This window comes from Methanosarcinales archaeon, assembly GCA_014859725.1.
Lineage (GTDB): Archaea > Halobacteriota > Methanosarcinia > Methanosarcinales > Methanocomedenaceae > Kmv04.
Map to the genome: position 1 here is coordinate 1 of JACUTQ010000008.1, position 18,489 is coordinate 18,489.

Genomic DNA, 18,489 nt, shown 5'->3' on the forward strand with positions numbered 1-18,489 from the left:
GCCACCGGGATCTGACACATAAATATCTGCTAAGCGCCACTGAACAGTCCTGCCAGATCCTGGAAGTGGGTTTCAGGATATGCAATGCGCTGGGTTCAAAATTATTTGTAATCGAAACACCCCGATCCTTTAATCCAAACACGTCAGTACAGGATATCAGGAACCTGCTGTCATCGGTCTCATCCAATGATATCAGGCTGGTGTGGGAGATCAGGTGGGGAGCGCCCGGAAATGAACTTATTAGATTGATGCAGGATTTTAACATGGTACACTGCGTAGACCTTTCCAGAGAAACAGGACCCGCCTTTAGATCAGATATCCTGTATTCACGTTTGTTCGGTCACGGTCAGCATAACCTATACCAGTTTGATGATGAGGAACTGCTTAAGATCGATAATAGTGTACAGGCCAGCTGCGGCGGGTCCATGTATATTTCCTTCCATGGCGGCAGGATGTACAAAGATGCTGCCAGGCTTAAAGTGTACAAGAAAGACAGAATATTCCCCAGGGTTACGAAGCATACAGGACTGGAAGCCTTAAGAGAAGTGCTGGAGGAGGATGCGCAGTTCCCTGCTACCAGACCGGAATTGATCGAGTCTCAGGGATGGAAAGTGATAGATCTGCCTGGTGAAAAAAGAGTGCATGCTTCTGAAATGCTGGAAAAGTTGAGCGGAAGGATATATAAAAGTGTTGACATGGTTGTCGAAGCAATTGAAGAGTTGGGCACTTTGTAGCTAATGAAATGAAGTATAAATCTCGTTAATGGTGGTTCCTATACTGGTAATGGAAACACTTTTATCATTCTATTATCATTTTAATAATTATATAGCAACATTTTGCATAACAGGTCTGGGACTTTTACTGGTTGCTGCATCATTGATATTATCGGGTCGATTGAATAATAAATGGATAAGGAAGATGTTCAGAATAGCGTAATGGTGGTAAGCATTGCTCAATACAAAAAAAAACATACTTACAAACTGGGTTAAACCTATCGCAAGTCTGTTCAACAAGGTAAATCCCAATACTGTAACCGTTCTGTCATTGGCATTTTGCATTGGTGCCGGATTATTTTTTGCTATGAGGCTGCCGATTATTGCTGGCATACTGTTGTTAATAGGCGGTTTTTTTGATATCCTGGATGGTGCAGTGGCCAGGGAGAACAACCGTGTAACTGATTTCGGAGGTGTGCTTGATTCTGTATCTGATAGATATGCTGATTCTGCTGTTTTTGTTGGAATTATGTGGGGAGGCGGCCTGGCAATACCTGGTTACACAGAAAACGAATGGATAATCGGAGCTGTGGGACTTGTAGGTTCATTGCTTGTTAGTTATACCAGGGCAAGAGCAGAAGCTGCCGGTACAGGTAAATTGAACATCGGATTAGCTGAGAGGGCTGAGCGGATGTTGTTGATCATAATTGGTGCTTTTTTGGGATTATTGAATTGGGCAGTTCTTATTGTTGCAGCAATTTCCCATCTTACTGTACTTCAAAGAATGATTGTGACTCGCAGGATACTTAAAAATTAATGATGATGGGTCTTATCTATTCAAACAAATAGAGCAGTTCTCAACAACATATTCAGATGAACCGGACTGCTCCCTTCGTTTCCACCCTTCTGTCTGCAGTATTTTGCAAATATTACAGAAATCCTCGGTGAGTTTCGAAGTATCCTCATTCGAAGCTACCAATTCTGCAAAATCTTTAATCTCTTCTTTGGCATTATCAAAGAAATCAGTATCAGCTCCTCGTTTAGAACTTACATACTGGGAGATTGCAGCTTTAGAAACTCCAAGGCGCTTTGCAATATCCTGCTGCTGCAACCCATATTCCTGCATCAATAAACGGGCGATTTCCACTCTGATAGCAGGCAGTACTTTATGAACCATTATCTCACATGGAGGTTTCATAATTACAATGTCTTTTTTAAGGTTATTTATCTATTTTGATTTTTTTTTATAATCTTCGATGGCAGCATGCAACCCGTCTGCTGCAAGGTTGGAACAGTGCATTTTCACAGGTGGCAGACCATCCAGTGAATCGGCCACATCATCCCTGGTAATCTCAAGTGCTTCTTCGATGGTTTTACCTTTTGCCAGTTCTGTGATCATGCTGCTTGTGGCAATTGCCGCGCCACACCCGAACGTCTTGAATTTTACATCACTTAACCTGCCGTCATCCACTTTGATGAATATGGTCATCAGATCGCCGCATACAGGATTTCCCACTTCTCCGATACCGTCGGCATCCTCAATTTCGCCAACGTTGCGGGGATTGGAGAAATGTTCCATTACTTTTTCACTGTACATTTTCACATCACCATAATATTCTAAAATATCTGCATTTCACTCTTTCGGTGCCAGGGGGGACATGGCCCTGAGTTTTCTTACAATATCGATCAGGTTCTCAACAACATAATCTACTTCCTTCATGGTGTTCTCCCTTCCCATTGTTATCCGCAGATTCCCGTGAATCTCTTCTGGCGGGAGCCCAAGGGCCATCAATACATGGGACGGCTCAAGTGACTTTGATGAACAGGCAGAACCTGTGGACACATCCACACCCTTCATATTAAGCATCATCAATAAGGATTCACCTTCAACGAAGTTGAACCTTATATGTACATTATTGGGCAGCCTCAGTGTAGGATGGCCATTCAGATATGAATAAGGAATTGAATCAAGCAGCTTTTTGATCATAGTATCCCTGAGATTTGTAAGATGTTTTTCATCCTCAAAAAGTCGCTGATTTGCCAATTCTACTGCTTTTGCAAAACCAACGATACCGGGGATATTCTCAGTACCTGCCCTTTTCCCGAACTCATGGGCGCCACCCTGCACTAAACTTTGCAGCCGGGTGCCTTTTCGAACATATAATGCACCAACGCCTTTGGGACCGTATAACTTATGGCCTGAAATTGACAGCATATCAACACCCAGATCATCCACATTAACTGGGATCTTGCCCACTGATTGGACTGCATCCGTATGCATCAGGACGTCGTGTTCATGAGCAATCTTAGATATTTCTTTGACTGGCTGGATAGTACCGATCTCGTTGTTAGCATGCATAATGGATATCAGGATGGTATCATCGGTAATTGCAGCAGCAATATCTTCAGGATTCACTACTCCCTGGTCATCCACAGGTACATAGGTAATACTAAATCCGGTCTCACCCATGTATTTGCAGGTATTGAGAATTGCAGGATGCTCGATAATCGAGGTAATAATATGTTTTCCGGCATTTTTTTTATGGTAAGCAATGCCTTTCAGGGCAAGATTATCAGATTCAGTCCCACCTGATGTAAATATTATCTCATCACTCCTGGCTCCGATTAAATCTGCAATAATTTCTCTTGATCGGTTCAATACCTTTGCAGCATCCTGACCAGTGGAATGAAGGCTGGATGCGTTCCCAAAAAATTCATTATAATATGGTAGCATGGCATTCACAACTTCAGGGTCTGGTTTCGTTGTTGCACCATGATCCATGTATATCCGGTCCACCTGCATATCACCTCAGATTCTATAATAGTTATTATTCAATATGCATATAATTTCCTGAATAGTTAAATACCAGACTACTAAAAACAATTAATTTAGTTCAATGCCTCAGGATAGCATTTTTTTGAAAAATAGAATAATCAGATTTTAATCTGTTCGGGAGAAAACCCTCTTTTCACAAGCACGTCTTTCATTCTTGTTTTGTGATTGCCCTGCAATTCTATACTATTTTCTTTTACCGTCCCACCACAGGCGAATTTAGATTTTAAATGTGTGGTCAGTTCATGCAGGTCGATTTCATGTGGATCCAGACCTTCAATAACTGTTACCTCTTTTCCATATCTTCGCCGATTTATCTTCACCATAATTCTTTGTTGTTCCTTTGCAACTTCCTCGCAGATACATAGCTCTTCAGGCAGGCCGCAAACAGTACACATCTCTGAACCCATGTTTTGATTTTTTCCTCCAAAGTTACAATTTCTACTAAAAACATTAAAATTATAATATTTAATGTCTTTCATACTGGTTGATACTGATGCTATTAAAACATAATGGTAAGACACTTGCCAGTCAAGTTGTTTTTGCAAAAAATATATTTAGCCAAATGTTGGGGCTTATGTTTAGAAAAAGCATATCTAAAGAATTTGCGATGATATTTATGTTAAAAAAACCAATGACCTTGGGAGTGCATATGCTGTTCATGCATTTTCCTATCGACACTATATTTTTGGATGAAGAAAAAAAAATTATTGGGATTGAAACATTGAGGCCGTGGGTGGGCCATAAAAGGATGGAAGGGGTGAAATATCTTATTGAGATAAATAAAGGAATTATAGCACAATTCGGGCTAAAGATCGGAGATATGATAAGCTTCGATTAAATATCAGTGAATATCACAACTTTTATGAAACACTATACAATATTCAATATAAAGGGGTCAAAATGATGGAACATAAGATTCTGTGGCTGAACATGAGGGATGTGGAAGGACTAATAAATATCAAGAATGTACTTCCTGTTGTGGAAACCGCTTTTCGTGAACATGGGTTGGGTAGGGTCCAGATGCCACCGAAGATGTACCTGAATTTTAAAGCCCATAATGGCGATCTGCGGGCCATGCCCGGATACCTTGAAGGGCCTGATATTGCAGGGTTGAAACTGGTTAACGTGCATCCAGATAATCCCGGCCGCGGTCTGCCCACAGTAATGGCCCTTGTTATATTGAATTCGACAGAGACCGGAGCGCCTTTGGCAGTTATGGACGGTACAATCCTGACCGACCTGCGTACAGGGGCCGCCGGAGGAGTGGCAGCCAAATACCTTTCCAGGGAAGATTCCAAAGTTGTGGGCTTGATAGGTTTAGGGCACCAGGCCAGGACCCAGCTTCGTGCCCTGATGCAAATACGGGATATTCAGCAGGCCAAAATATTTGATAGTTCATCCAGTTCTGCATCAGCATTTAAGGAAGAGCTGGAAAAAGAACTGGGAATCGAGATAATCAAAGAACCTAATGCCTGTGAAGTATGTGATTGTGATATCCTGGTGACAACCACTCCGGTAAGAACCCCTATTGTACATTTCCATTGGATAAAAGAAGGTACCCATATCAATGCTATCGGTGCAGATGCTGCCGGAAAGGAAGAACTTGAACCAATGATCCTCAAGAATGCGAAGGTGGTTGTGGATGATATCCCCCAGGCGTCACATTCAGGGGAGGTGAATGTGCCAATTTCCAAAGGCATTTTTTCAGTAAAAGAGATATACGCTGAACTGGGTCAGATAGTAAGCGGCAAAAAACCAGGTCGGGAGAACGATACCGAAATAACTGTGTTCGATTCCACAGGTCTTGCCATTCAGGATATTGTAACAGCAGATTTGGTTTACAGACTGGCACTTGAAAAGCAAGTAGGTATGGATCTGGAAATGTTCTAACATACCACGATTAAAAACACATTCTATTTAAATAAGTAAGTAATTTTTCTTTTAATTCTAATTGACTTTATGGTAGGTAAATTACGGTCAAAAGAGGGATTTAGATGAAATTGAATGCAACTTTTATTTCAGGAAGGACTGTTGACCAGGGTGCTAACCTGGAGAACAAAACCTCCCGGGCATATTTTAATGCTGCTGGGTATTGTGAGATGAACTCCACAGACGCAGGAAAGATCGAGGTGGAACCGGGTAACAATGTCAAGGTGACCACTGATTTTGGAACTGTTGTGGTACCGCTTAAGATATGCGAAGGGAACCCTGATGGGCTGATATTCGTACCTATGGGACCCTGGGCCAATGCAGTAGTGGATCCAGACACAAAAGGGTGTGGAATGCCAGGTTTCAAAGGTATACAGGCCGAGGTGGAAGCAACCGAGGAGAATGCACCGACCATGCCGGAACTCATGGCCAGGTTAAAATAATGGAGGATTGGACATGTTAATCAAAGATGTACTCTGCCCCTTCTGCGGATGTCTATGTGATGATCTGGCAGTTGAGGTAGATAATAATAAGGTTGTAGATGTGCAGCATGCCTGTAAGATAGGTTCAAGCAAGATTATGGGCCACGACAGGATCAAGGCACCAATGATGCGGGACGATAAGAAAGGAGAGTTCAGGGAGGTCTCCTATGATGAAGCTATTAACGAGGCTGCCAAGATCCTTGCTAATTCCAAACGGCCGTTGTTGTACGGTTGGGCATCAGGTGTCTGCGAGATGATGAAAAAAGGTGTCCTGCTCAATGAGGAAGTGGGCGGTATCATAGACAATACCGCAAGTGTGTGTCATGGCCCTTCTGCCCTTGGCGTCCATGAAAAGGGAATGCCAACGGGTACGCTCGGCCAGTTTGCCAATAGGGCTGATGTGGTGGTATTCTGGGGTTGCAATCCGGTACAGGCCCATCCAAGGCACATGAGCAGGTATTCAGTATTTGCGAAAGGTTTCTTTGCTACCAAAGCCCGCAGGGGACGAAAAGTGATTGCAATTGATGTAAGAAAAACCGATACCGCTGAACTGGCCGATGAATATATCCAGGTAAATCCTGGAATGGATTATATCGTGATGTCTGCCCTCAGGGCCATTATTGCCGAGCATGCAGACGTGGTTCCAGATAATGTCGGTGGCGTTCCAAAAGAGAAATTGGTTGAGATTGCAGAGACGTTAAAGAATGCAAAGTTTGGTGTCATCTATTTCGGCATGGGTCTCACCCAGAGCCGTGGTAAGTATAAGAATATCGATAATGCGGTATCCCTGACCACTGAATTGAACGCCTTTACCAAGTACAGCATCATACCTATGAGAGGACATTACAATGTTACCGGTTTCGGCAATGTATGCGCATGGGAGACCGGGTTTATCAATGCGGTGGATATGTCAAGAGGTTACCCTTATTATAACCCGGGCGAGACCTGTTCCAACGACCTGTTGATGCGGGAAGAGATTGATGCCGCATTCATTATTGCAGGTGATGCAGGTGCTCATTTCCCTGCCCAGTCCATCGCACGGATGGGTAAGGTGCCAGTTGTACAGATAGACCCATTCCATAATCCAACAACGGAAATGGCAAATATCGTGATACCAACCAAGGTTTCTGGAGTGGAACTGGAAGGGACTGCGTACAGGATGGACGGTGTAAGTCTTCGGATGCGTAAACTGGTGGATGTTGATTTCCCTTCTGACGAAGAGGTGCTTGATAAGATAATTGCTAAGGTTTGTGAGATCAAGGGGGCTTCAGCATGAGTGAACTACTGATCAAGAACGCAACAGTATACGATCCCATCAATGGGATCAACGGTGATAAAATGGATATTGCCGTTAAGGACGGTAAGATCGTGGACAGTATTGGAGGCGGTGCCCAGACCATAGATGCCCAAGGGCGGCTGGTCTACCCTGGTGGTGTGGATGCACATACCCATATTGCCGGCAGCAAGGTGAATGTGGGTCGGATCATGAGACCAGAGGATTCCCGCAGCGGTATCAAGCCCATGACCAAGATCACAAGGCCCTATACCGGATATACTGTACCCAATGTATATGCAATGGGATACCGGTATGCTGAGATGGGATATACTACGGCCTTCGAAGCTGCCATACCCATTCTTAAAGCCCGTCATACCCATGAAGAACTGGAAGAGATCCCCATCATTGATAAAGGCGGCCTGACACTGTTTGGCAGCAACTGGATGGTTATGGATGCTATCCGAGAGAATGATCTAGAGAGGCTTGCTGCATATGTAGCCTGGGGACTGCTGGCATCCCGGGGCTGGGGTATCAAGATCGTAAATCCTGGCGGCGGTGAAGCATGGGGTTTCGGCAAGAACGTATCCGGACTGGACGATCCCGTACCCAATTTTGAGGTTACTCCCAGGCAGATCATCAGGTCACTGGCAGAGGCCAATGAGCGGATGAATTTGCCTCATAGTATCCACTTGCACTGCAATAACCTGGGTCATCCTGGCAATTACGAGACAACACTGGACAGCTTTGACATTTGCAAGGACATTAAACCGAAACGAGACCGTCAGGCACTGCATGTCACCCATGTTATGTTCAATTCTTTTGGCGGTAACAACTGGGGTGACGTTCAGTCAAAGGCAGACGTAATTGCCGATTACCTGAATAGTCATGATCATTTGACCATCGATATGGGCCAGATGATATTCGGCTCTGCCACTACCATGACAGCAGACGGGCCCGTACAATATGCCAATGCCAGGACATTCAAGGCCAGGTGGGCCAACGGTGATGTGGAACTGGAAGATGTCTCTGGTGTTACTCCCCTGTACTACTCACCTCAGGTCTATTTCTACGGTATGATGTGGGGTATCGGTCAGGAACTGGCTCTGCTCACAAAGGATCCGTGGAAGGTGCTGTTAACCACTGACCACCCCAATGGAGGTCCCTTTGTGAACTATCCTGAGGTCATAACTCTGCTGATGAGCAAAAAGAAGCGAGAAGAGGCCATATCCAAGATCGTCCCGAAAGCCTTTGAACACTGCATGATCCATACTATTGACAGGGAACTGGACTGGTATGATATTGCCATCAAGACCAGAGCGGGCCATGCCAAAGTGTTGGGATTGATAGAACAGGGCAAAGGACACCTTGGTGTAGGTGCTGACGCCGATATTGCTATTTACGATATCAAGCCGGACGAGACAGATGCCACAACCGAATATGACAGGGTAAAGGCTGCGTTCAGGAAGGCTGCCTATACCATAAAGGGCGGCCAGATTGTGGTTAAGGACGGCGAGATCACAGCAACACCAATGGGCAGGACCTACTGGGTGAAAACAACAGTGAACAATGGTGGATATGATCGAATGATGGAAGATCTGAAGATGAAGTTCAGGCAATATTATTCTGTAAATATGGGTAATTACATGGTACAGGACGAGTATGTACAGCATCCGGTTGTAGTTGAGACAGAGTACGCGGAGGTGTGAATAATGCAGACAGTAACATTGAAACCAAAAGAGCAGTTCAAGATCTCCATCCAGGCCGAAGTAGTCACCCCAGATAATTTTGCGGGTAAAAGCGATAGTGAAATTGGTGGACTGATTGCATATGAGGGGAATACACCAAGACCCCTGTCTGAGCTATTCGATATCAAAGTTGAAGGCAGTGCTGACAGCGCTGATGATGTGAAGATAGAGATAAAAGGCAACGTGCCGCGGATTAAGCGCATCGGTGAAGGCATGACTGCCGGCCGGATAATTATCAGCGGTGATGTGGATATGAGATGCGGCGCCAAGATGAAGGGCGGTATCATCACAATATCTGGCAATGCTGATTCCTGGGTAGGCCAGGAAATGAGCGGCGGCGAGATCAATGTCCAGGGCGATGCAGCTTATTATGTAGGTGCAGGCTATCGCGGCGAGTCATGCGGAATGCGGGGCGGTAAGATCACTGTATTCGGTAATGCCAATGACTTTGTAGGCGAACACATGTGCGGCGGCGAGATCATCATCAAGGGCAATGCAGGTATTTTGCCGGGTGTGTCCAATAAGGGCGGTAAGATCGTGATCGAAGGTAATACCGATATGCCAGGCAGCGAGATGACAAAGGGTACCATTATCGTGAAAGGTAAAGTGGCCGATTTAATGCCAGTATACCAGCGCGAGGGCATTGAGTCTATTGATGGAGAGGAGTTCATCAAGTACGTGGGCGATGTGGTCGTGGGCGGCAAAGGCGAGCTTTTTGTCAGGTAGATAAGAGGATAAGAATTTCAATAAGAGGCAGTCCTTGGGAAAGGGCTGTTTCAAGCTTTTTTTCATTAATTAAAACTGTTTTTGAATTTCTAACTTTAATATATACTTAATTGATGATAATAGCTAATATTTGATTTAAAATTCTAATCAAACCCATGATAATATGGAAGCTACAGACTCATTTAAGGAATTGTCTAAAAACTTTCTTTAAAAAAAAGCCAAGGTCCGGATTCGAACCGGAATGGTATCGCTCTGCAGGCGATTGCGTAGCCGCTCCGCCACCTTGGCATTTCAGTGCCTTCTAATATTCATAATAGTAAATAAATCCTTGGATATTAAGAGATCGTTGCATTCGGTTCTAATTTAATTTTCCGATTGGTTTTGATTCATCTGGAAGACAGCAAGAACTACCTGTACATTACTGCCCTGGACAAAGATCAACTGAACGGGATTGAAGGGTTTAAACCTGAGAGGTTCAAGAACTTTACTGAAGAGACCATGGAAAATGAGATAATCTCGAAAGGTTTGACCAAATACGATGATAACACATACTACGAAGACCTGGGAGTGGATAGCAGTGACATACGGCACATACTGGTGTTTAACCAGGACCTTCTCAAGGATCAGCGTAAGGAAAAGTTCATAGAGAAAGCGATGAACTAAATGTGAAGGTAAAAAGCTTATGCATGTTACGGATGTGCAAAAAAGCATAATGGGGATGTTCAATTGTAGGTATCCAGGAGAGAGTGAATACTTAAAGTCAATTGGGATTAAATAGTAGCGATTTAATTTTATTCTGACGAAGATGGGCTATAATGAAGAAAATTAAGTGAACTTTTTAAGGTGATTATTTATTTTATACGCATTATTCGATCGATTTTTTTTCTTAAGGAAGTTATGCTTGATTTATAATTTTTCATAAATTCTCTTGCTTCATCTGTGGCAATGGCACCTAGAGTAGAAGGAATAATCATTCTTTCCTGTTCCAGAACCCTTAATGAATAACGAACTTTATGATTAGGAATACCGGTTTCTTCTGACAATTTCATTATTCCAATCGGACCTTTTTTAATAACATTGTTAAGTATTATTATATGGCGTTCCAATAGTTCCATTTCAGTCTCTACTCTATCTGTTATCATGGACTAACTCGACATTTAAAGCAATATATTATATGAAAATAATGATGGTATTTATATATTTTGAAAAAGTTTAGTTCTAAATAAAAATTGAAGATTCCCGTTGAAAATTGACCCTTTTTTCCCACCAATTTTGACCCACCTTCATATGACTTTTCATACCTTTAATAGTTACTATTTTCATTAAATCAAACGTTCCGGATTTTGGGGGGGACTGATCCCCCAAAATCCTCCACTCTGTGAATCAATAATGATTGCCGGTATTATTTTATTTCTCTCCACTTTTGCACTATCTTTTGTTAGATCCATATATCCCAATTCATCCAAGACTAAAAGATCGATCCGTCCTAATTTGGATAACTCTCGGCCAAGATGGCCCATTAATTTTGCTTTTGCCAGATCATCTACAAGTTCCTGAGCAGTATAGAACATAACCCGTTTTCTTCTCTTACAGGCTTTTATCGCCAGGCCAATAGATAGGTGCGATTTGCCAATACCATGTGGCCCGACAAAAATTATGTTGATCGCTTATCAAGATATTCCAACGTGCTAAGGTTGTGTATCAGTTTCTCATTTAGTTGTGGCTGACAGGTAAAATCGTATCCATCAATTGTTTTTATACACAGATGATTGGGTCTGGGAGAGAGAATACATGTATGTTCTTATCGACTGCACCCTAAAATTAAACAGAACACCTGGATCTTGACCAGTTTACCTTCGATCATTACGGTGTATGGCGACCAATCGAATTGTTCCTGTTCTCCGGGCTTTGTTTCATATCGCATATAGGGCGGGTCAATTTTAGGTGGGAATTTTCACAACTCTTGAGACTTACTACAATCAGACTGATGACACCTAAAAAATCATCGAATTGTTTGATGAAATACTTATATCCTTGCCTACTATTTTAATTTAATTTAAATATAAATCCAATGCCACAGGCTCATCTTAATCCTTTTTCCATTGAGTGCCAAAATGTTCCACAAAGGCGATCTCTGATAGCTCACGACGATTACCTGAAGCTTTGGCATCACCGGCTGGATAGCCAATTGCGATCACAGCCATCAATTCCAGAAAATCCGGAGCTTTTAATAAATGGCTTACATCCTCTTTCTTATTCAATATTTCACCAAGCCACACAGCTCCCAGACCTGAGCTATGTGCTGCCAGTAACATATTCTGTATGGCAGCACCACATGCCTGAGTATCCTTGGTATAATCATACATGGCATTCCGGTCAAGAAATACAGCAATTAATAACTGTGCACTCTGGATGATATGGCCGTACCTGGTACATTCAGCTAGTGAGTTGGCAGTGCCTTCATCCCTGATCACGATAAAACGCCAGGGTTGATTATTAAGACCTGACGGGGCCCATCGACCTGCTTCTAAAATATCTCTGATTATACTGTCTTCTACAGGAAGAGGTGAAAATTTCCTGATACTTCTGCGGGATTTTATTGTGTCAAGCATATAACCATATTTAAAGCAGAATTTTCATTGTTGGAATTACTTTTTATAATAAAAACATAATTATTATTATTCCAAAAGAACGAATAACGGGGCTCTTGTGTGCCTTTTGATATGGAGTATGTTTTCATCCTGGTAACACTGTGCCCATTTATGGCAGGGGTGGTAAAGATATCTCCATTTGTTGCTGATTCTTTTCTGGACTTATAATCTTCAATAAAATTGATAGCATTTGATTCTGTATCAAATTCTATAACATCGAGATATACATCATTATAATTTTGGTCCTTATAAATCTCTTCTCCTGAATTAATGATATTTTCGTAATCCTTGTCATATTCTGAAAAATCAGGATAAGTACCCAGAAATTCATACCCCTCAGGGAGATCTGCAATAACTACTAATGAATTAATACCTTGATCGATAGTATGATCAGTGTCATCATCTGTGCCTTCAATACACCCGGATGAAATAATTGCAAGAATTAAAATCGTTAAAAAAATTGCTTTTTTTATAAAAATCACCACATTATTTTATTTAAAAAAAAATGTTGAAGGGATTTAAAATCCCTTCATGTTTATTTTGGTTATTCACGCTTTCTCAGTACAAGATATGCTACAGCCAGAAGACCTGCAATTGCGAATACTGCTTCGAAACCAGGCTCTTTGGTTGGTTTCTCAGTAACAACTACAGTTGGTTTTTCTGTTGTGTCAATTATTGCTGTTGCACCAGTTGTTGCTACTTCTGTGGCATTAATATCTACAGTTACTACTGGAGTAGGTTTAACCGTGGTTATTATTCCAGGTTCTCCTACCTGAACTTCATTATAGATATAGAATCTGACTGGTTCAGTTGATTTTGTGTCACCAACTCTGATGCTCAGGAAATCAGGAATCATTTCCTTGGTATTACCGCGGGTAATGCTGGTTGTACCATCCTGTTCCTTTAACTGGAGAGTGTTTGCAGTATCAGTGAATTCTAATCCGAAGTATTTATCTTCGTCAAGTTCGAGGACATCAGTGCTGATGATTTCAGCATCATCTATCTTGACCATGTTCGCTGACATACCGGCAAATACTTTCTCCACGTGGATCTTGGCAATTACTACATCTGATTCGCCAGCAAGGGTATCATTATAATAACCCCAGCCAGCTAAAGAACCAGCAACACCCGCCGGTGATGCGATGATATCTTCAACTGGACTGCCATCCTGCTCCATAACCATCCAGACCTGTTCACCGTTAACGTCAATATCCTGCACAACAATGGTAAATCCTTCTCCAATATCCCAGACATCGCCCTGTCTCAGGGTAATAGTCTCATCTGACTCGAAATCGACTAGATACTTGCTGAGTTTAGTAACATCCTCACCAATAGCCAGATATTTTTCACCAAGCCATGCAATATTCTTCCGACCGTTTTCATCGGTCCATGCTGTAGACAAATATGTGAAACCATCTTCTGCAATGGTAGTCTCGTCGTCATAATTTATATTAAGAGACTCGCCTTCGCCACTTTCTGGACTATAAGTAATTTCATCCAGATCTATGTAGAACATGGGTAACTGATTTGCATTGAAGAAAGTATTGTTATTGCCACTAGAAGTTTCTTCTGTAGCATTGACAATAGGACCATGCTGTTCATATATACCTGGGGTGGTCACTTCTTTGTAGATATAGAATCTGACCGGTTCAGTTGATTTTGTGTCACCAACTCTGATGCTCAGGAAATTAGGAATCATTTCCTTGGTATTACCGCGGGTAATGCTGGTTGTACCATCCTGTTCCTTTAACTGGAGAGTGTTTGCAGTATCAGTGAATTCTAATCCGAAGTATTTATCTTCGTCAAGTTCGAGGACATCAGTGCTGATGATTTCAGCATCATCTATCTTGACCATGTTCGCTGACATACCGGCAAATACTTTCTCCACGTGGATCTTGGCAATTACTACATCTGATTCGCCAGCAAGGGTATCATTATAATAACCCCAGCCAGCTAAAGAACCAGCAACACCCGCCGGTGATGCGATGATATCTTCAACTGGACTGCCATCCTGCTCCATAACCATCCAGACCTGTTCACCGTTAACGTCAATATCCTGCACAACAATGGTAAATCCTTCTCCAATATCCCAGACATCGCCCTGTCTCAGGGTAATAGTCTCATCTGACTCGAAATCGACTAGATACTTGCTGAGTTTAGTAACATCCTCACCAATAGCCAGATATTTTTCACCAAGCCATGCAATATTCTTCCGACCGTTTTCATCGGTCCATGCTGTAGACAAATATGTGAAACCATCTTCTGCAATGGTAGTCTCGTCGTCATATGTTATATTAAGAGACTCGCCCTGGGTTTCTGGATTAAAAGTAATTTCATCCAGATCTATGTAGAACATAGGTAATTGATTTGCATTGAAGAAAGTATAGTTATTGCCAAGCGTAGTTTCATTTGTAGCATTGACAATAGGACCAGCACTTTCAAAACGACTAACCTCTTTCATGGCACTTGCAGGCATTACTGACAACATCAGCAATACTACAAAACCAACAGCAGTTAGTGTTGTAATTTTATTCATTATTTCTATTCCCTCCAAATTTATTATTTTTATTTACCCGCCATTGCGGGTTTGTATTTGAGTGATTAATTTCATAACACTGATCGGCCTGCAATAAAGCGGCGTCCCAGAGTAACTAATCCGTCCACGTCAATCAAACCAGAGTGGTTCGACGATTGTCGCAGGCGTTTTTATCACCCTCTTAATCCCGTCATACGGATTATAAGTGTCTTATAAGTTATTACCCTTTTAAATCTTTTGTGGTCGGATTTAGGTCAAAACAAGCATTCGGCTCCATTGTGGCCAACGAAATGGGTTACACATATTGTCGAAGTCGGATGTTAAATTCGCGAATGAAGTCAAAGTACCAAACGAACAGATACATTTCTCTTATTCAAATATTCCTTGGTATCATCAACCGTATATTCCCCGAAATGAAATATACTGGCCGCAAGCGCCGCATCAGCATGCCCATCCACAAATGCATCATACATGTGTTCAGGTCCTGATGCCCCTCCTGATGCTATAACAGGAATATTCACACTATCAGAAATAGTCCGTGTAATTGGGATATCATATCCATCATAGGTCCCATCCCTGTTCATACTTGTCAGTAAGATCTCACCGGCACCCAGACTTTCTGCCTGTTCAGCCCATAAAACTGCATCAATACCTGTAGGAGTCCGCCCACCATATATCACCACCTCATACCAGGCAGGTGTACCATCTTCAAGAGAGATAATCCTCTTGTCAGCATCATCCCCGATATCTGTATTTCTACGGCAATCAATAGCTGTTACAATACACTGTGAGCCGAAGACCTTTGACGATCTCTCAATTAATGAAGGATCTTTTATTGCAGCCGTATTGATTGAAACTTTATCTGCCCCTGACCGGAGAATATCCTTAATATCCTGGATCGTGTTAATCCCGCCACCCACTGTCAGAGGAATAAATACCTCATCGGCTGTACGTTCTATCACATCGATCATTGTCGACCGGCCTTCGTGAGATGCAGTAATGTCCAAAAAGACAAGTTCATCTGCCCCCTGGCTGTTATACTCCTTGGCAAGCTCGACCGGATCGCCTGCCCGCCGCAGGTCTACGAATTCGATTCCCTTAACAACACAACCGCCTGCCTCGTCCAGGGTTACGTCCAGACATGGTATGATACGTTTAGTAAGCATTTACGTTCCTTCTGACAATTATTATATTTAAAGCCCGGACTTAAAGGGGAAATATATTTTATAACTGACATACATTCATGAGCATCATATCTTATTATACTAACCATAACAACAGGAGGATTCAAATTCAATGTCAGATTTCCCAACCGATAAGCCTGTACTGATCACATGTGGACTGCCATATGCTAATGGCAAATGTCATATCGGGCACTTGCGCACTTATATCCCGGCTGATATTTTTGTCAGGTCATTACAAAAACAAGGACAAGATACAGTATTTGTCTGCGGTTCAGATACTCACGGCACACCCATAGTGGTAAGTGCCGAAGAAGCAGGTACAACCCCTGAAGAATTGATTGAAAGATACCACAACCACTTTGATGAAGTATTCAAGAGCCTGGGTATTCATTTCGATTTTTTTGGAAGCACTAACGGGCCTGTAAACCACCACCGTACAACTGAAATTGTCAATAAACTAATAGAAAATGATAAAGTATATACAAAAATGATCGATCTGGCATATTGCAAAAACTGCAATCGATTCCTGCCAGATAGATATGTGGAAGGCATCTGCCCCTATTGTGAATCACCTGCCAGGGGAGATGAATGTGACCAGGGTTGCGGGCGTCATCTCGAACCTGGGGAAATACGTGAACCTGTTTGCAAGATCTGCGGAAATGGAGCTATCTATAGAGAACAGGAACATTTTTTCTTTAAACTATCTTCATTCAGGAATTTCCTGCTCGATTACCTTGAGACACTGGAAGGCACTGCCAATGCCCGCAACTATGCTAAAGAATGGGTGCATTCCGAACTCAAGGATTGGTGCATTACCCGGAACCTGGAATGGGGTGTGAAATTCCCTGGAAATGAAGACCTTGTGGTTTATGTGTGGGTTGACGCACCCATCGGTTATATTTCATTTACTGAAGAATATTGCAATAACATTGGGCGGGACTGGAAACAGATCTGGCAGGGCGATTCCAGTATTATTCATTTTATCGGGTTGGATATAGCATATCATCACTGCATATTCTGGCCTGCCATGTTAAGTGGTGCTGACTATTCATTACCCAGGTCGGTAGTAGCTTCTGGCATGGTAAAGATAGAGGATAAGACCTTCAGTAAAAGCAGGGGATATGTGGTCTGGGTAAATGAAGACTACCTTGATCACGGCTTCCATCCGGACCTGCTGCGATATTACCTGGCCAGCTATACATCCCATACAAAGGAACTGAACTTTTCATGGAAGGTGTTCCAGGAAAAAGTCAATAACGAACTGGTGGGTTCACTGGGCAATTTCCTGTACCGTACACTTCATTTCACTCAAAAGAATTTTGGTTCAGTGCCTGAGCAGCCAGTCTCAGCCGAAGTATTTAATGAGATTAAGGAGACCATAACAAAAGTAGTGGAGGCCATGGATGAATATGAGTTTAAGAAAGCTATTGATAGCATAATGGGCCTGGCTAATTACGGTAATACGTATTTCCAATCCAACGAACCCTGGCACTTGATTAAGAATAACCCAGATACCTGTGCCAGTGTAGTAAAAGACTGCCTGCAGATCGCAAAGGCACTGGTATTGCTCAATGAACCTGTGTTGCCAGTGAAAATGAAAGAAGCATGGACGCAATTGGGAATTAAAAGTGATGTCAGCGAGCTTACATATCATGAAGCTCTGAAAGAAATTGAATCTGGAAAAAGCCTGCCCAAGCCTGCTATTCTGTTTGAGAAGATCGATGATAAAAAAATTGATGAGATGGAAGCTATTTTGAATAAAAGGGTGGCTGAGGCAAGAGCCAAAGAGCAAAAGCCCACAAACAGGGTTCCTGAAGTTACGTTTGACGAATTCCAAAAAATGGACATCAGGGTGGGAACAGTAATTACAGCAGAACCAATAAAAGGTTCAGATAAGCTACTAAAACTAAATGTTGATATCGGAGAGCCAAAACCAAGACAGGTGGTGGCGGGCATTGCCCGGACCCATAAGCCTGAAGATCTATTGGAGAGGCAAATCGTCTTATTGGCAAATATGAAACCTGCTAAATTATTTGGTGTGGAATCAAAAGGAATGATCCTGGCTGCTGACGAAAATGGAGCCATCTTACTGCAGCCGGAACGAAAAACAAATAACGGTACAACTGTTAAATAGATCACCTAAAAAAAAAGAAAGGGGCATGACGGATCGGAGGGGATGGATACGATACCGTTTATTGCCCCAATACGTATTTATTAGTAAGAACTTATTCATAATGTTTTCTATTGATATACTATAATCATTAACAAATAAATATTAATTCCTGGTGAAATAAATGGAAAAAGAATGGGAGATAAATCTCAATATCCCTGATATTGGTTCATTGGTCACACTACTTGGTGCTGCATTATCTTCAGCCATTATGGGTGTTGGTAATGTTTTATATGTAGTG

Annotated in this window: 20 protein-coding genes and 1 tRNA gene; 10 read left to right on the forward strand and 11 right to left on the reverse strand. The window is 42.4% G+C overall.

Annotated features, from left to right (window positions below; all coding sequences use genetic code 11):
- Both IBX40_01440 and IBX40_01445 read left to right on the forward strand, forming a co-directional pair.
- The coding region (locus tag IBX40_01440; GenBank protein MBE0522994.1) for a DUF72 domain-containing protein at positions 1-734 on the forward strand (734 nt) is incomplete at its 5' end.
- 268 nt (positions 735-1,002) lie between these two features.
- Positions 1,003-1,530 (forward strand): CDP-alcohol phosphatidyltransferase family protein, encoded by a 528-nt coding sequence (locus tag IBX40_01445; protein ID MBE0522995.1) that lies wholly within the window; start codon positions 1,003-1,005, stop codon positions 1,528-1,530.
- A gap of 12 nt (positions 1,531-1,542) precedes the next feature.
- Here IBX40_01445 and IBX40_01450 read toward each other — a convergent pair whose 3' ends face one another.
- The 4 genes from IBX40_01450 to yciH form a co-directional block, all read right to left on the reverse strand.
- A complete protein-coding gene (locus tag IBX40_01450) occupies positions 1,543-1,911 on the reverse strand; it encodes a helix-turn-helix domain-containing protein (GenBank protein ID MBE0522996.1) in 369 nt (122 codons plus the stop codon).
- A gap of 30 nt (positions 1,912-1,941) precedes the next feature.
- On the reverse strand, positions 1,942-2,310 hold the full coding sequence (nifU, locus tag IBX40_01455; GenBank protein MBE0522997.1) for a Fe-S cluster assembly scaffold protein NifU: 369 nt from the start codon (positions 2,308-2,310) through the stop codon (positions 1,942-1,944).
- A 36-nt stretch (positions 2,311-2,346) separates the two neighbouring features.
- Positions 2,347-3,510, reverse strand: coding sequence for a cysteine desulfurase NifS (nifS, locus tag IBX40_01460; protein ID MBE0522998.1), 1,164 nt, complete (start codon positions 3,508-3,510; stop codon positions 2,347-2,349).
- 137 nt (positions 3,511-3,647) lie between these two features.
- A complete protein-coding gene (yciH, locus tag IBX40_01465) occupies positions 3,648-3,956 on the reverse strand; it encodes a stress response translation initiation inhibitor YciH (protein ID MBE0522999.1) in 309 nt (102 codons plus the stop codon).
- Positions 3,957-4,111: 155 nt separating this feature from the next.
- On the opposite strand from yciH, the gene IBX40_01470 reads away from it, so the two are divergent.
- From IBX40_01470 to IBX40_01495, 6 genes are all read left to right on the forward strand, one after another.
- Positions 4,112-4,387 (forward strand): DUF192 domain-containing protein, encoded by a 276-nt coding sequence (locus tag IBX40_01470; GenBank protein ID MBE0523000.1) that lies wholly within the window; start codon positions 4,112-4,114, stop codon positions 4,385-4,387.
- Between the two features lie 65 nt (positions 4,388-4,452).
- Positions 4,453-5,439, forward strand: a complete 987-nt coding sequence (locus tag IBX40_01475) for an alanine dehydrogenase (protein MBE0523001.1) — start codon at positions 4,453-4,455, stop codon at positions 5,437-5,439.
- 104 nt (positions 5,440-5,543) lie between these two features.
- Positions 5,544-5,921, forward strand: coding sequence for a tRNA CCA-pyrophosphorylase (locus tag IBX40_01480; protein ID MBE0523002.1), 378 nt, complete (start codon positions 5,544-5,546; stop codon positions 5,919-5,921).
- Positions 5,922-5,934: 13 nt separating this feature from the next.
- On the forward strand, positions 5,935-7,236 hold the full coding sequence (locus IBX40_01485) for a formylmethanofuran dehydrogenase subunit B (protein ID MBE0523003.1): 1,302 nt from the start codon (positions 5,935-5,937) through the stop codon (positions 7,234-7,236).
- Positions 7,233-8,942: a formylmethanofuran dehydrogenase subunit A gene (locus tag IBX40_01490; GenBank protein ID MBE0523004.1), complete on the forward strand. Its 1,710-nt coding sequence runs from the start codon at positions 7,233-7,235 to the stop codon at positions 8,940-8,942. Before IBX40_01485 ends, IBX40_01490 begins: the two co-directional genes overlap by 4 nt.
- 3 nt (positions 8,943-8,945) lie before the next feature.
- The gene (locus IBX40_01495) at positions 8,946-9,707 is read left to right on the forward strand and encodes a formylmethanofuran dehydrogenase subunit C (protein MBE0523005.1); all 762 of its coding nucleotides are present in this window, start codon (positions 8,946-8,948) and stop codon (positions 9,705-9,707) included.
- 216 nt (positions 9,708-9,923) lie between these two features.
- Here the strand turns inward: IBX40_01495 and IBX40_01500 are convergent.
- Positions 9,924-9,995, reverse strand: a tRNA-Cys gene (locus tag IBX40_01500).
- Between the two features lie 93 nt (positions 9,996-10,088).
- Between IBX40_01500 and IBX40_01505 the strand changes: the two genes are divergently transcribed.
- The gene (locus IBX40_01505; GenBank protein MBE0523006.1) at positions 10,089-10,370 is read left to right on the forward strand and encodes a hypothetical protein; all 282 of its coding nucleotides are present in this window, start codon (positions 10,089-10,091) and stop codon (positions 10,368-10,370) included.
- 188 nt (positions 10,371-10,558) lie between these two features.
- On the opposite strand, the gene IBX40_01510 is transcribed toward IBX40_01505, so the two are convergent.
- The 6 genes from IBX40_01510 to hisF form a co-directional block, all read right to left on the reverse strand.
- The gene (locus IBX40_01510; protein ID MBE0523007.1) at positions 10,559-10,849 is read right to left on the reverse strand and encodes a hypothetical protein; all 291 of its coding nucleotides are present in this window, start codon (positions 10,847-10,849) and stop codon (positions 10,559-10,561) included.
- 180 nt (positions 10,850-11,029) lie between these two features.
- Entirely contained in the window at positions 11,030-11,371 is a 342-nt protein-coding gene (locus IBX40_01515; GenBank protein MBE0523008.1) for an ATP-binding protein, read from the reverse strand.
- 423 nt (positions 11,372-11,794) lie between these two features.
- Positions 11,795-12,319 (reverse strand): nitroreductase, encoded by a 525-nt coding sequence (locus tag IBX40_01520; GenBank protein ID MBE0523009.1) that lies wholly within the window; start codon positions 12,317-12,319, stop codon positions 11,795-11,797.
- Complete coding sequence (locus IBX40_01525; protein ID MBE0523010.1) at positions 12,304-12,843, reverse strand: hypothetical protein; 540 nt, start codon at positions 12,841-12,843, stop codon at positions 12,304-12,306. The genes IBX40_01520 and IBX40_01525 overlap by 16 nt, the downstream gene beginning before the upstream one ends.
- A 59-nt stretch (positions 12,844-12,902) precedes the next feature.
- On the reverse strand, positions 12,903-14,894 hold the full coding sequence (locus IBX40_01530; GenBank protein MBE0523011.1) for a PGF-CTERM sorting domain-containing protein: 1,992 nt from the start codon (positions 14,892-14,894) through the stop codon (positions 12,903-12,905).
- Positions 14,895-15,232: 338 nt separating this feature from the next.
- Positions 15,233-16,060, reverse strand: a complete 828-nt coding sequence (gene hisF / locus IBX40_01535) for an imidazole glycerol phosphate synthase subunit HisF (protein ID MBE0523012.1) — start codon at positions 16,058-16,060, stop codon at positions 15,233-15,235.
- A gap of 130 nt (positions 16,061-16,190) precedes the next feature.
- Here hisF and metG point away from each other — a divergent pair, with 130 nt between their 5' ends.
- Positions 16,191-18,212, forward strand: coding sequence for a methionine--tRNA ligase (gene metG, locus IBX40_01540; protein ID MBE0523013.1), 2,022 nt, complete (start codon positions 16,191-16,193; stop codon positions 18,210-18,212).
- Positions 18,213-18,489 lie beyond the last annotated feature (277 nt).

Coding starts and splice junctions, on each gene's coding strand:
- IBX40_01480 (MBE0523002.1), top strand. CDS start 5,544: ATGAAATTGAATGCAACTTTTATTTCAGGAAGGACTGTTGACCAGGGT.
- IBX40_01530 (MBE0523011.1), bottom strand. CDS start 14,894: ATGAATAAAATTACAACACTAACTGCTGTTGGTTTTGTAGTATTGCTG.
- IBX40_01490 (MBE0523004.1), top strand. CDS start 7,233: ATGAGTGAACTACTGATCAAGAACGCAACAGTATACGATCCCATCAAT.
- IBX40_01470 (MBE0523000.1), top strand. CDS start 4,112: ATGTTGGGGCTTATGTTTAGAAAAAGCATATCTAAAGAATTTGCGATG.
- IBX40_01450 (MBE0522996.1), bottom strand. CDS start 1,911: ATGAAACCTCCATGTGAGATAATGGTTCATAAAGTACTGCCTGCTATC.
- hisF (MBE0523012.1), bottom strand. CDS start 16,060: ATGCTTACTAAACGTATCATACCATGTCTGGACGTAACCCTGGACGAG.
- metG (MBE0523013.1), top strand. CDS start 16,191: ATGTCAGATTTCCCAACCGATAAGCCTGTACTGATCACATGTGGACTG.
- IBX40_01475 (MBE0523001.1), top strand. CDS start 4,453: ATGGAACATAAGATTCTGTGGCTGAACATGAGGGATGTGGAAGGACTA.
- yciH (MBE0522999.1), bottom strand. CDS start 3,956: ATGGGTTCAGAGATGTGTACTGTTTGCGGCCTGCCTGAAGAGCTATGT.
- IBX40_01495 (MBE0523005.1), top strand. CDS start 8,946: ATGCAGACAGTAACATTGAAACCAAAAGAGCAGTTCAAGATCTCCATC.
- IBX40_01520 (MBE0523009.1), bottom strand. CDS start 12,319: ATGCTTGACACAATAAAATCCCGCAGAAGTATCAGGAAATTTTCACCT.
- IBX40_01510 (MBE0523007.1), bottom strand. CDS start 10,849: ATGATAACAGATAGAGTAGAGACTGAAATGGAACTATTGGAACGCCAT.
- nifU (MBE0522997.1), bottom strand. CDS start 2,310: ATGTACAGTGAAAAAGTAATGGAACATTTCTCCAATCCCCGCAACGTT.
- IBX40_01485 (MBE0523003.1), top strand. CDS start 5,935: ATGTTAATCAAAGATGTACTCTGCCCCTTCTGCGGATGTCTATGTGAT.